This is a genomic window from Nocardioides massiliensis, from assembly GCF_030811215.1.
GTDB lineage: Bacteria > Actinomycetota > Actinomycetes > Propionibacteriales > Nocardioidaceae > Nocardioides_A > Nocardioides_A massiliensis.
The window spans coordinates 1,624,922-1,636,696 of record NZ_JAUSQM010000001.1; the positions used below are offsets into that span (position 1 = coordinate 1,624,922).

At 69.5% G+C, this 11,775-nt stretch carries 12 protein-coding genes; 9 read left to right on the top strand and 3 right to left on the bottom strand.

All coding sequences use genetic code 11. The features are described from left to right. The first annotated feature begins 20 nt into the window (after positions 1-20). The 6 genes from J2S59_RS08085 to J2S59_RS08110 all read left to right on the top strand — a co-directional run bounded on the left by J2S59_RS08085 (position 21) and on the right by J2S59_RS08110 (position 7,486). Positions 21-872 carry an ABC transporter ATP-binding protein gene (locus tag J2S59_RS08085; RefSeq protein ID WP_068124628.1) on the top strand — a complete coding sequence of 284 codons (852 nt, stop codon included), beginning with the start codon at positions 21-23 and terminating at the stop codon, positions 870-872. A 42-nt stretch (positions 873-914) separates the two neighbouring features. Then, positions 915-1,910, top strand: coding sequence for an ABC transporter substrate-binding protein (locus tag J2S59_RS08090; protein ID WP_181642596.1), 996 nt, complete (start codon positions 915-917; stop codon positions 1,908-1,910). 74 nt (positions 1,911-1,984) lie between these two features. Next, positions 1,985-2,836, top strand: a complete 852-nt coding sequence (locus tag J2S59_RS08095; protein WP_181642595.1) for an ABC transporter permease — start codon at positions 1,985-1,987, stop codon at positions 2,834-2,836. Next, on the top strand, positions 2,836-3,603 hold the full coding sequence (locus tag J2S59_RS08100) for an ABC transporter permease (protein WP_068124622.1): 768 nt from the start codon (positions 2,836-2,838) through the stop codon (positions 3,601-3,603). Before J2S59_RS08095 ends, J2S59_RS08100 begins: the two co-directional genes overlap by 1 nt. Further along, positions 3,600-4,118: a (2Fe-2S)-binding protein gene (locus tag J2S59_RS08105; protein ID WP_220138616.1), complete on the top strand. Its 519-nt coding sequence runs from the start codon at positions 3,600-3,602 to the stop codon at positions 4,116-4,118. The genes J2S59_RS08100 and J2S59_RS08105 overlap by 4 nt, the downstream gene beginning before the upstream one ends. Beyond that, on the top strand, positions 4,115-7,486 hold the full coding sequence (locus J2S59_RS08110; protein WP_068124618.1) for a molybdopterin cofactor-binding domain-containing protein: 3,372 nt from the start codon (positions 4,115-4,117) through the stop codon (positions 7,484-7,486). The genes J2S59_RS08105 and J2S59_RS08110 overlap by 4 nt, the downstream gene beginning before the upstream one ends. A gap of 11 nt (positions 7,487-7,497) precedes the next feature. Here the strand turns inward: J2S59_RS08110 and J2S59_RS08115 are convergent, their stop codons facing one another. The 3 genes from J2S59_RS08115 to J2S59_RS08125 are packed head-to-tail and all read right to left on the bottom strand — an operon-like array spanning position 7,498 to position 10,015. Then, positions 7,498-8,475, bottom strand: coding sequence for an asparaginase domain-containing protein (locus J2S59_RS08115; protein ID WP_068124616.1), 978 nt, complete (start codon positions 8,473-8,475; stop codon positions 7,498-7,500). Further along, the gene (locus J2S59_RS08120; RefSeq protein WP_068124614.1) at positions 8,472-9,275 is read right to left on the bottom strand and encodes an alpha/beta fold hydrolase; all 804 of its coding nucleotides are present in this window, start codon (positions 9,273-9,275) and stop codon (positions 8,472-8,474) included. The genes J2S59_RS08115 and J2S59_RS08120 overlap by 4 nt, the downstream gene beginning before the upstream one ends. Then, a complete protein-coding gene (locus tag J2S59_RS08125) occupies positions 9,272-10,015 on the bottom strand; it encodes a maleate cis-trans isomerase family protein (protein ID WP_068124612.1) in 744 nt (247 codons plus the stop codon). The genes J2S59_RS08120 and J2S59_RS08125 overlap by 4 nt, the downstream gene beginning before the upstream one ends. Positions 10,016-10,193: 178 nt before the next feature. Here J2S59_RS08125 and J2S59_RS08130 point away from each other — a divergent pair, with 178 nt between their 5' ends. Genes J2S59_RS08130 through J2S59_RS08140 form a run of 3 tightly spaced genes read left to right on the top strand, consistent with a single transcriptional unit; the run spans position 10,194 to position 11,641 of the window. Beyond that, positions 10,194-10,643, top strand: coding sequence for a helix-turn-helix domain-containing protein (locus J2S59_RS08130; protein WP_068124608.1), 450 nt, complete (start codon positions 10,194-10,196; stop codon positions 10,641-10,643). Between the two features lie 8 nt (positions 10,644-10,651). Further along, on the top strand, positions 10,652-11,296 hold the full coding sequence (locus J2S59_RS08135) for a hypothetical protein (RefSeq protein WP_068124605.1): 645 nt from the start codon (positions 10,652-10,654) through the stop codon (positions 11,294-11,296). 57 nt (positions 11,297-11,353) lie between these two features. Continuing rightward, positions 11,354-11,641: a DUF2516 family protein gene (locus tag J2S59_RS08140; RefSeq protein ID WP_068124603.1), complete on the top strand. Its 288-nt coding sequence runs from the start codon at positions 11,354-11,356 to the stop codon at positions 11,639-11,641. Positions 11,642-11,775: the final 134 nt, after the last annotated feature.

An 11,775-nucleotide genomic window follows, 5' to 3' on the forward strand; every position in this document is an offset into this window, starting at 1 on the left:
GCCAGGGAGGGAGCAGCCCGATGAGTGCACCAACCATTACTCCGCCGACCGGGGGCAACCATGTCGCCTCGGCTCGTCGCATCCTCGAGGTGGAGGACCTGCGCAAGCGGTACACCGAGTCGGGCCCCCTCGTCTGTGACGGCTTGACCTTCAACGTCGAGGAGGGGGAGTTCGTCGCGATCATCGGCCCCTCCGGCTGCGGCAAGTCCACCCTGCTCCGGATGATGGCGGGGCTGTTGCCGCCGACCTCGGGGACGGTCCAGCTGAACGGGCGCAAGATCTCGGGGCCGCCGCCGGAGATGGCCCTGGTCTTCCAGGACTACACGCGCTCGCTCTACCCCTGGCTCACGGTTGAGAAGAACGTTCGCTTCCCGTTGGCCGGCAACAAGAAGATGGACAAGCAGGAGAAGGCGAACCGGGTCCGCGACGCGCTCTCGAGTGTCGGCCTCAGCGGCTTCGAGAGCTACCACCCCGGGCAGCTCTCCGGAGGGATGCAGCAGCGCGTGGCGATCGCTCGCGCGCTGGCGTTCCAGCCCCAGATCCTCCTGCTCGACGAGCCCTTCGCCTCCGTCGACGCCCTCACCAAGGAGGGGCTCGAGGACACCCTGCTCGACGTGCGCGACCGCCTGCGGGAGTCCGGCAACACGATGCTGATGGTGACCCACGACATCGACGAGGCGATCTACCTCGCCGACCGGATCGTGATCCTCAGCAAGCCGCCGTGTCTCGTCGCCGAGGAGCTGCGCGTCGAGCTGCCGCAACCGCGCAGCCAGGTGGCCACGCGCAGTCACCCCGAGTTCCTGCGCATCCGCGCCTACATCCACGACGTCATGGGCCTCACGCAGCAGCGCCAGGCCGTTCCCGGGCACTGACGGACCACAACCCGCCCACTCCCACCAGAAGTAAGGAACGCCATGCGCAGAAACCTCAAGCGATCAGCGCCGTTGGTCGCCGCTTTCGCAGCACTCGCCCTCCTGTCGGCCTGCGGTAGCGACGACGGCGGCTCGGGTGTGTCCGCCAACGAGGACGGCTCGACCAGCATCACCATCGCCACGGTCGGCTCGGACTCCGGGTCCCAAGCCTTCTACGCAGAGAAGCAGGGCTTCTTCGAGGACAACGGCCTGGACGTCACGGTCAAGATCGTCGCGAACGTGCCCGAGCTCGCTGCAGCGGTGGAGTCGGGTGACGCTCAGTTCGCGCTCACCTCGCCGACGTCGGTGGCCTCCGCGAATGCGGCCGGCATCGGGTTCCAGATCGTCGCCGGCGGCGCCGTCTACAAGGAGGACAACCCCGGCGTGTGGGTCATGGTGCCCAAGGGCAGTGACATCACCGACGTCAAGGGTCTTGCCGGCAAGTCGATCGCGGTCAACGCCCTCAACACGATGCCGCACCTCTCGACGCTGGCGACCCTCGACGATGCCGGTGTCGACATCGACAAGATCAACTTCGTCACGCTCGACTTCACGCAGGTCGGTCAGGCCTTCGAGAGCGGACAGGTGGACGCGGCGACCGTGACCGCGCCCTTCAACGCACAGATCGAGGCCGACGGTCTCGGATCGGTGCTGACGGTCCCCTACGACGCTGTCAACGATCGCCAGGACTTCTACAACACCATCTGGTTCGGACAGCGCAGCCTCGTGGAGGAGAACCCGGAGCTGATCGAGAAGTTCCAGGCGGCGATCGCCGACACCAACGCCTGGGCCAACGACGAGGCGAACGAGGACGAGCGCAAGCAGATCCTCCAGGAGTACACCAACCTCACGGACGAGAGCGTCGCGACCCTGCAGCTGCTCCAGTTCGGTGACGAGGCGACCGAGGAGATGCTCCAGCCGGTCATCGACGTCATGAGCCGCTTCAACGTGCTCCCCAAGCCGGTCGAGGCCACCGACATCATCGCCCAGATCGACTGACGCGCCGTCGGCGCGGACGACCACGAGTCGTCCGCGCCGGCTCCGCCTCTCGACATCTGCCCGGAAGGATCCCCATGAGTACGACGAGTACGGTGCTCGACGAAAAGGTCGGGTCTGCTGCTCCCGACCCGTCGGCGCCGCGCCCGGCACGGCCGCGCCGACGGAGGGGCCGCCCCAACTTCCGGGGTGCGGTCTTCGCGGTCGGTCTGGTGCTGTTCCTCGAGGTGCTGACGGCGACCGTCATCACGTCGCTCTACGTCCCTCGCCCCAGTGAGGTCGCAGTCGCCCTCTGGTCCGAGATCCAGCGCGGCGACATCCTGTCCGGTGTCGGTGCGACGATGGGCGCGTATGCGCGCGGGCTCGGGATCGCGATCGTGGCCGGTGTCCTGCTGGGAGCGGCGCTCGGCGCTTCACGCACCGCATGGGAGTTCTTCCGTGTCGTCATCGAGTTCCTGCGGCCCCTGCCGTCGGTGGCGCTCATCCCGTTCTCGATCCTGCTGCTCGGCGTCGGGACGACCACCACGGTGGCGATGGTCGTCTACGCGTCTCTGTGGCCGATCCTCTTCAACACCTATTACGGCGTGAAGGGGGTCAACCAGGTCTCGATCGACGCGGCGCGGACCTTCGGCCTCAACCGTTGGCAGATCTTCCGCCGCGTTCAGATCCCCTCGGCGGCGACAAGCATCGTCACGGGGATCCGGATCAGCTCGGCGATCGCCCTCATCCTGGTGATCACGGTCGAGATCCTGACCCGCAACGGTGGACTGGGCTACTACATCGTGCGGATGCAGGTGGCGATCCGCACCGAGGACATGTACGCCGGCATCCTCGTCGTCGGTGTCCTGGGCTACACGATCGCGCTCATCGTGGCCGCCCTCGAGCGCCGGATGGTGTTCTGGAGCGCGGCCCGGACGGAGGGGAACTGATGACGCACCGCATCGCGAACCGCGCAGGCCGGTTGCTCCTACCGTGGATCCTGCCGATCACCCTGCTCGCACTGTGGGAGTTCGCCGGCCGCAACACGACCAGCATCTACCTGCCGCCGCTCAGCGACGTCCTCATCACGCTGCGCGACGACTGGATGTGGGACCGCACCCGCTCGGACCTGCTCCCCAGCCTCGAGCGCTTCGCCATGGGCTACGTCATCGGGGCACTGGTCGGGATCCTGGCGGGCCTCGCCATCGGCTCGTCGCGCCGGATCGCCGACTACACGACCCCCACGATGGAGTTCCTGCGGTCGCTGCCGGCCGTCGCCGTGCTGCCCATCGCCGTCCTCCTCTTCGGCCTGGGCGACGGGATGCGCGTGTCGATCATCGCCTTCGGCGTCGCCTTCCCCGTCCTGGTCAACACCATCGCCGGTGCGCGGAGCTGCCGCAGCGAGCGGATCGACGTGGCGCGGATGTACGGACTCAACCGGTTCCAGGTGATCCGCCGGGTCGTCCTGCCGTCGGCGATCCCGATGATCTCCGCGGGTCTGCGGGTCGGGCTGCCGATCGCGCTGATCATGATGGTCGTCTCCGAGCTCGTCGGTGGTCAGAACGGGATCGGCTTCTACCTGACCCAGGCGCAGTCGATGTTCGACATCGCGGGCATGTTCACTGCGCTGCTGATCCTGGGCGTCCTGGGCAACGTGATCAACAACCTGTATGCCTGGATCGAGACGCGGCGGTTGCATTGGGCAAGCCACCTGTGACCCTCGGGGCAGGCAGCGAGGACGACCCGACGACGCTCGTCGTCAACGGCACCGAGGTCCTCGCCCCTGCATCGCAGTCACTCGCGAGTGTCCTGCGTGATCAGCTCGGACTCACAGCGACCAAGGTCGCCTGTGGGCGCGGCGAGTGTGGTGCCTGCACGGTGCTGGTCGACGGACGACCCACGATGGCGTGCGTGACGATGGCCGGTCTGGTGCGCGGTCCGGTCGAGACGCTCGAGGGTCTGGCCGACGAGATCAGCGACCTGCGTGAGGAGTTCGCCGACCGCGGGGCGTTCCAGTGCGGGTTCTGCACGCCCGGACAGCTCGTCCACGGCGCCGCACTGGTGCGTCAGGCCGGGCGGCTCGCCGAGGAGGGCGACCTGCCGTGCGCCGTACGCAAGCGCCTGTCGGGCAACATCTGTCGCTGCACCGGCTACCAGGCCATCACCGCCGCACTGTGCTCCGTGGTCGAGCAACGGGTCGAGGCGCGGGTCGAGAAGGAGGAGATCCGGTGAGCTACGTCGGTGCTCGCGTGCGGCCCCTCGACTGGGACGACCGGACGCGCGGGCGGGTGCTCTTCACCGCGGACCTGAGCACCCCCGAGCACCTGCACGCCGCGGTTCTGCGTTCGCCCCACCCGTACGCGGAGATCGTCACGCTGGACGTCTCGGCCGCCGAGCGTATGCCCGGCGTGCACGCTGTGATCACCAAGGACGACTTCCGGCCGGGGATCACCTACCTGCACCGGGGGGCGCCCCTCTCGGATCGTCCGCCACTGGCCGACTCGGTGGTGCGGCACGTGGGTCAGGAGGTCGCGGCGGTGGCGGCGGAGACGCCCGCGATCGCGCGCGCGGCACTCGCCGCAATCAAGGTGAAGTACCGGGTCCGGCGTGCTCCCCTGACCCCCCGGGCGGCTCTCGAGCCGGCCGCACGCCGCCTGCACGAGCGCGTCACTGATGAGGCGAACGTCGCCGTGCTGCTGCGGACCGACTGGGGCGACGTCGCCTCGGGCCAGGCAGCAGGCATCCACACGGTGGAGGGTGAGTACGTCTACCCGAGCGTGTCCCACGCCTGCATGGAGCCCAACACCACGCTGGCAGCGTGGGACGAGGAGGGCCAACGCGTCGAGCTGTGGACCTCGACCCAAGCGCCATGGTTCATCGCCAAGGAAGTCGCGCACCTGCTCGAGATCCCGCACAGCCACGTCATCTGCCGCGAGGTGGCGGTGGGCGGGGGCTTCGGGTCCAAGTCGAAGGCCAGCGAGCACGAGGTCCTGGCGGCCGCGCTCTCCCGCAAGGCCCGGCGTCCGGTGCTGCTGGAGCTGACCCGCGAGGAGGAGTTCGGCGCCAACAAGCCCCGCCACCGGTTCGAGACCCGACTGCGGACCTCCGCCGACGCCCGCGGGACCATTCGGCTCTTCGACGCCGACATCCTGGTCGACAACGGAAGCTACAACCACATGGGTTCGTCGGTGATGCGCGTCGGTGTCATCACCCTTGGCTCGATGTACCGCCCTGACGGCGCTCGCTTCGCAGCGCGACTCGTGGACACGGCCACGCAGCCGGGCGGCCAGTTCCGCGGTTATGGGACCCCCCAGGTGTCGCTGGCGGTCGAGTCCCAGGTGGACGACCTCGCCCGCGAGCTGGGCCTCGACCCGCTCCAGATGCGCCTGGACAACCTCGGGCCCGAGTACGCCACCACGCTGTGCGGCTACGCCGTCACCACCTCCCGCCTCGAGGACTGCCTGCGCGCCGTACGCGACGGACTGGACTGGGACCAGCGCAAGGAGGAGCACCGCAGCGACCGGGCAGACCGGGGTCTGGGCGTCGCAGCCGGAATGCACGGCAGCGGTGCCTACGCCTACGAGATGGCCAACCGCAGCGACGCCGCAGTCGACGTCTTCGCCGACGGCCGGGTCCGGGTGCGCCACGGCAGCGCCGACGCCGGAACGGGACAGAACACGATCCTCGCGCAGATCGCCGCGACCGAGCTCGGCGTCGATCTCGACGACGTCGACGTGCTCTCGATGGACAGTGAGCTGACGCCCTTCGAGCTCGGCGCGTGGTCGTCCCGGGGCACCCACATGACCGGATCGTCGGTCGGCCTCGCGGCGCGCGAGCTCCGGGACAAGATCCGCGCCCTGGCCGCGGTCAAGCTCGGCAGCGACGACGTCGAGCTCCGCGACGGCAAGGCCGTCGCCCCCACCGGCGAGGTGGATCTCGGCGACCTGGTGTTGCTCAGCGACGAGGCGCGCGACGGTTGCCTGAGCCACGAAGTGAGCTACGTCCTCGACGGCACCGAGATGATCTCGCCGGACAAGGACCGGTTCAACCTGTCGCCGACCTACGCGTACGCCGCCCACGGTGCCCTCGTGGAGGTGGACCGTCGTACGGGGAAGGTGCAGGTCCTCGACTACGTCGCTGCTCACGATGTCGGCACGGCGCTCAACCCCACCGCAGTGGAGGGGCAGATCGCTGGCGGTGCCGCGATGGGTCTCGGCGCCGCGCTGGGCGAGGAGCTAATCCGCGAGGGGGGCCGGGTGGTCAACTCCACCTACCTCCACTACGCCATGCCGCGCTCGGCCGACTTGCCGTCCATCCGTCCGGTGATCGTCAACGCCGACGACCCCGCTGGCCCCTATGGCGCCAAGAGCGTCGGGGAGATGTCGATCATCCCTCCGGGTGCCGCTATCGCCAACGCGGTCGCGGACGCGGTCGGTGTGCGCATCACCGAGCTGCCGATCACGCCCGACAAGGTCCTCACCGCGCTGGCGCGCCAGGAGGGCCGGGTACGCCGCCACGGCTTGTGGCGTCGTCCGGATCGCTGGTGGATCGCCCTGCTGCGGTGGCTCTATCCACGCGGGTTGCACAGCGCACTCCACCGCTGGGGCACCAAGCTGGGGCCGAAGGCGAGGAGCTCCGCGCCGCCTGCCCCGCCGAGGGTCCTGCGACCCGACACCGTCGATGAGCTGACGGCGGCGACGGTGGACGGCGCACAACCGATCGGCGGGGGGACCGACGCCGTCGTCGAGCGCGAGCGACAGAGCCGACCGGCGCCGGTGCTCATCTCGACGATCGGCGTGCCGTCGATGCGCCTCATCCGCCAGGACGGCGATGCGTTGCGGATCGGCGCCGCGGTGACCCTGGCTGAGCTCGAGGAGTCACTGCCGGAGTCGCTCGGCTACGTGGTGGCCGCCGTCGCGAGCATCGCCTCGCCCCAGATCCGCAACTCGGCCACGGTGGGCGGCAACCTCGCTCAGGAGAAGCGGTGCTGGTTCTTCCGCAACGGCTTTTCGTGCTACAAGCGCAACGGGGTCACCAGCCCGTGCTACGCGGTGGATGGCGACCATCGGTTCCAGCACGCCGTCATCGACGGCCATCGGTGCCAGGCCGTGACCCCTTCGGACCTGGGAACGGTGCTGCAGGTCGCCGACGCCCGGGTCGTCATCGCACGCGGCGAGGCTCGGCGCCAGCTGTCCCTGGCTGACCTCTATGACGGGCCGGGTGAGCTGGCGCTCCACGAGGGTGAGGTCATCACCGAGCTGGTCGTCCCGCTGCCGTCGCCGACCAGCCGGTCGTCGTTCAAGAAGCTCGCGCTCTACCAGGGTGACTTCGCCACGGCGTCCGCCACCGTCAGCGCGGACATCGTGAACGGCGTCTGGTCCAACGTCCGGATCGTCCTCGGCGCCATCGGGCCGGTCCCGTGGCGGGCGACGGAGACCGAGCGTGCTCTCGACGGCACGACCCCTTCGGCGGCGGGAGTACGTTCACTGTTGGACCGCGAGCTCAACGCACACGCGCACCCGTTGGCCAACAACGCGTGGAAGCTCGACGCCGTCGCCGGACTCGTCGAGCACGCCGTGGAGGACCTGCTCGCGAGCTGAGCGGCGCCGACTCAGGCGTGGCAGTCGTCCAGCAGCGTCTGCAAGACCGCCGTCGACGCGGACTCTCCGCTGAGGGCCACCGACAGCACCAGCCTGGCCTGGAGCGCGGTCAGCTCACCCGCACTCAACAGCGGGGCGGTCTCGGCCGCCCCGGTCGTACGACCGCGGGCGGTGCGGCGTGCCAGGCAGATCGCGACCCCGGCCTCGTGCGCCGCCCGGAGGGCGTCGAGCTCGGCGGCGGGTGGGAACCCTGCACCCAGGCCGACCGCAACGATGCCGCGCGCGCCGGCCTGCACCGCAGCCTGCACCAGCGTGCCGTCGGAGCCCAGGTGGGAAGCGAGCTGGAAGACCGGGGCCAGGTCGGCGGGCAGCTCGGAGCCGACCAGGGGGGAGGCAGAGCCGCTGCGGTGGATCTTCGGGCGTCGGCCCGGCTCCACGGTCCCGAGGCGGACGCCGCTCGCGCTGAACGCATCGACGTCGGCAGTATGACTCTTCGTCAGTCCCACCGGGTGGAGGACCGCGTCGTCGGAGACGACCACGGTCCCGGCGCGGAGACCCTCGGCACTCCCTGCGAGCGTCAGGGACGCGAAGAGATTCGCGTGCGCATCGGTCCCGAGGGCCGTCGGCGGCCGCATGGCGGCAGTCACGACCACCGGGACGGGTGCCGGTCCGAACAACCACAGCAGGAAGGCGACCTCCTCCAGGGCGTTGGATCCCAACGAGACGACCGCGCCCGAGACCGTGCGCGGGTCGAGGTCGCGCAAGCGTCGCGCCAGATCGAGCACGAGCGCAGGGGAGAGGTTGTGGCTGGCGCCGGCAGCGATCTGCTCGACGACGACAGCCGGGCCCGCGGCCGGCCACTGCGCCAACAGGGCGGTGGCGTCCACGGTCTGGCCGGTGCGGAAGTAGCGGTGGCGGTCCAGGGCGTCATGACCCTGTGCCTGGATGGTGCCTCCGAGGGCGAACCAGTGCACCGATCGGTCGGTCATCGTGCTCCTTGGGCTTCGAGCTCGGCGATCAGGGCCGCGGCGAACAAGTCAGGACGGTGGTCAGCGGAGGGCACGCCGGTGTCGTCCAGCACGTCGGTGCGAACGGCGGGCGTCGCCGTCAGCGCAGCCACCAGCGCGGGCACGTCGGGCAGCGAGTACGCGTCTTCCGCGCCGCAGAGCACGAGCGTGGGGACGGTCACGAGACCGGCGCGGTCCTCCATCCGGTAGCGGTTGACCGCTTGGTGTCCCTCCTCGACCCGGTCGAGGACTGCGAGGGCGTCGCGGGTCAGGCGGTCGAGCAGGTCCGGACGGTCCGCGGGGTAGAAGTCACGCCGGCGCGCCCAGAGCTGGCCGACGTGTGCGCCGTCGGGGGACGGGTCGACGTGATCGATCGGCGGCGCCGACGCGACCCGCTCCCGGCGTGGCTGGTCGACCCAGGGAACGCCGGAGAGGGCCAACCCGGTCACGCGTCGGTCGCCGCGGGCGGCGACCTCCATGGCGACCACGCCCCCGGTGTGGTGCCCGACGAGGAGGACGTCCTCGAGGTCGAGCGCGGTCAACAGATCTGCGACACCATCGGCGAAGAGCTCGATGCTGAACGGCTCGTCGACGCGCGCCGAGGCGCCGAATCCCACCGTGTCCATGGCGATCGCTCGGCAGTGCCCGGCGAGCAGCGGGATGACGTCGCGGAACTCGTCCCAGCTGCGGGGTGTCTGGTGCAGGAGGAGCACCGGGCGGCCCGAACCGACCTCGACGTAGTGCAGCTGACCGAAGCGCGACGGCGCGTACCCCTTCATCATCGAACAACCTCTGTGGCGGGCAGGGCGGCGGCACGAGCAGCCAGGAGACGGCCGTAGTCGGGCGAGACAGGTTCGAGCCCCAAGTGGAGAAGTACGAGACGAAGCAATGCTTGGTTGCTGGTGACCACCGGAAGGCCGCAGAGATCCTCTAGCTCGCCGATGATCTCCGCAGTCTGGACACCGGCACAGCTGATCAGCACGGCGTCGATGGCGGCCGGGTCGAGCCCACCGACCTCGCGACGCCACGTGTCATGGGGGATCGCACCCTGCTCCGTCGGCGTGGCGCAGGCCGGGCCGGCGGTCGCCACCACCGTGAAGCCGTGGTCGGCGAGGTAGGAGATCTCGTGCTCCTCGACCTCGGGCGGGTAGGGGTTGACCAAGGCGATGCGGCGCGCATCCAGAGCCAGGAGCGCCTGCTCGACCGCGTCGATGGTGGTCACTGCCGAGATGCCGGTCGCTGCAGTGATCCGGGCAGTGACGACCTCGGGCCCGGCGAGCAGGCTGGCGGCGGTGCAGTTGAAGGCGATCAGGTCGACCTCCGCGTCCGCCAGCAGCAACGCGTTGCGCTCGAGGTCTCGGATCATCGCGAGGTCGTCGGCTGCGCTCGTAGCGGCGAAGGGCATGCGGGTGGTGACGACCTGGACGCCCGCAGGAGCCATCATCTGCAGCTCGTAGTCGCACAGCCCGCCGGACGGATAGAGCTGGCCGACACGTGCTCGGTGGCCGAAGCCGAGTGCCACGGGGCCTCCTAGAGTCGTCACACCATCGCACTGAAGTTAGGCGCCGCTCGGGGGCGCTGGGTCGGTATGTCCCGTGGGATGGACCCTGGCAGTACGGATCCACCGGCGCTGCCCCCGGGTGACTCGGCTCACCTGCGTAGTGCTTGCAAGTGCTAGCAAAAGTTAGCACCATGGAGTCATGGCACGAAGCAAGGTGGGCGCGCAGGCGGCCAAGGTCACCGGAGCGGTCAACGAGACCGTCGGGACCCTGGGCGAATACCTGCGCGACCAGCGGCAGAGCGCGCAGCTGTCACTGCGCCAGCTCGCTGAGCAGACCGGGGTGTCCAACCCCTATCTGAGCCAGATCGAGCGCGGACTGCGCAAGCCGTCGGCCGAGGTGTTGCAGCAGCTCGCGAAGGCGCTACGGATCTCCGCGGAGCAGCTCTACGTCCACGCCGGCATCCTCCGACCCGAGGACGGTGAGGTGCGCTCCGTCGAGCTGGCGATCCTCGCCGACTCCGGGCTCACCGAGCGCCAGAAGCAGACCCTGCTCGATGTCTACGCCTCGTTCCGCGCCGCCAATGGTGCGGAGGCGGCATCCACCCAGACCCCCCAGGCCGGTACCTCGCCGGCCACAGAGAAGGAGTGAATCCACTCATGGCCATCAAGCTCACCACCCCGCAGGTGCCCACCGAGGTCACGCGTCCGCTGTATGCCGTCGTCGGTGCCACCGACCTCGTTGTCGAGAAGGCCCGCGCCTACGCCGGCGTCGCCCAGACCATCGTCATCGACCGCTTCGGCAAGGTCGAGCGCGACCCCAAGGCGCTGCGCGACCAGACCCTCACCCTCGTCGCGACCCGCGTCGACGGGCTCACCAAGGACGCCAAGGCCGCCCAGGACCGCGCTGCCGCCCGCGTGCTCGAGCTGCAGGCCGACGCCCAGGCCGTGCCGGCCAAGGTCGAGGCGTACGTCGCGGAGACCCTCGCCGAGGTCACCGGCACCTACGGTGACCTCGCCGCCCGCGGCGAGAAGCTGATCGGCCGGGTCCGTACGCAGGAGTCGACGCAGGAGACCAAGCAGGCCGCCTCGACGACCACGGCCAAGGCGAAGACCACCCGCACCCAGGGCACGGCTGCGGCCAAGAAGACCGCCAAGAAGACGACCTCGACCGCCAAGAAGTCGGCGAAGAAGTCGTCCGGTCCGGCCAAGAGCAGCGCCAAGGCTACCGGCACCGCCGCGAAGAAGTCGGCGAAGTCGGCCGCCAAGGCCACCGCTGACGCTGGGGCGAAGGTCGGCGACTGAGGTCTCGACTTCGCTCGACCGACAAGAAGACCTCCACTCCGCCCCTAGACTGGCGGGGTGGAGGTCTTTGCGGTCCAGAACGGCATCACCCTCGTCGCCACCCTTGTGTTGTTCGGGGTGAAGGCGTGGGCGTTCATCGACGCCGTCAGCCACCGGGCCGAGGCGTTCCCAGCGGCGGACAAGCTGACCAAACAGGCGTGGCTGCTGATCACCGGAATCTTCCTCGCCGCCCACATGATCATGTGGAGCCCGCTCGGGCTGATCAACATCGTCGGCACCGTCGCAGCGTTCGTCTACCTGCTCGACGTGCGGCCGGCGCTGCGGCAGGTCACCGGCCGCCGCTGAAGGGCAATGCTGGTCGAACGCAACTGCAGGATTGCGTGAATTGCGGACGGGTAGGACTCGTTTGGCGAGACCAGTCCGCCGTGAGCCCTTACCTTGGGATCGTGGCACGTCCCCAACCCTCCCCCGCGCATCTC

Bases quoted from the DNA above. Each gene is read 5' to 3' on its own strand.
- J2S59_RS08085 (WP_068124628.1), top strand. From the start codon at position 21: ATGAGTGCACCAACCATTACTCCGCCGACCGGGGGCAACCATGTCGCC.
- J2S59_RS08090 (WP_181642596.1), top strand. From the start codon at position 915: ATGCGCAGAAACCTCAAGCGATCAGCGCCGTTGGTCGCCGCTTTCGCA.
- J2S59_RS08095 (WP_181642595.1), top strand. From the start codon at position 1,985: ATGAGTACGACGAGTACGGTGCTCGACGAAAAGGTCGGGTCTGCTGCT.
- J2S59_RS08100 (WP_068124622.1), top strand. From the start codon at position 2,836: ATGACGCACCGCATCGCGAACCGCGCAGGCCGGTTGCTCCTACCGTGG.
- J2S59_RS08115 (WP_068124616.1), bottom strand. From the start codon at position 8,475: ATGACCGACCGATCGGTGCACTGGTTCGCCCTCGGAGGCACCATCCAG.
- J2S59_RS08120 (WP_068124614.1), bottom strand. From the start codon at position 9,275: ATGATGAAGGGGTACGCGCCGTCGCGCTTCGGTCAGCTGCACTACGTC.
- J2S59_RS08130 (WP_068124608.1), top strand. From the start codon at position 10,194: ATGGCACGAAGCAAGGTGGGCGCGCAGGCGGCCAAGGTCACCGGAGCG.
- J2S59_RS08135 (WP_068124605.1), top strand. From the start codon at position 10,652: ATGGCCATCAAGCTCACCACCCCGCAGGTGCCCACCGAGGTCACGCGT.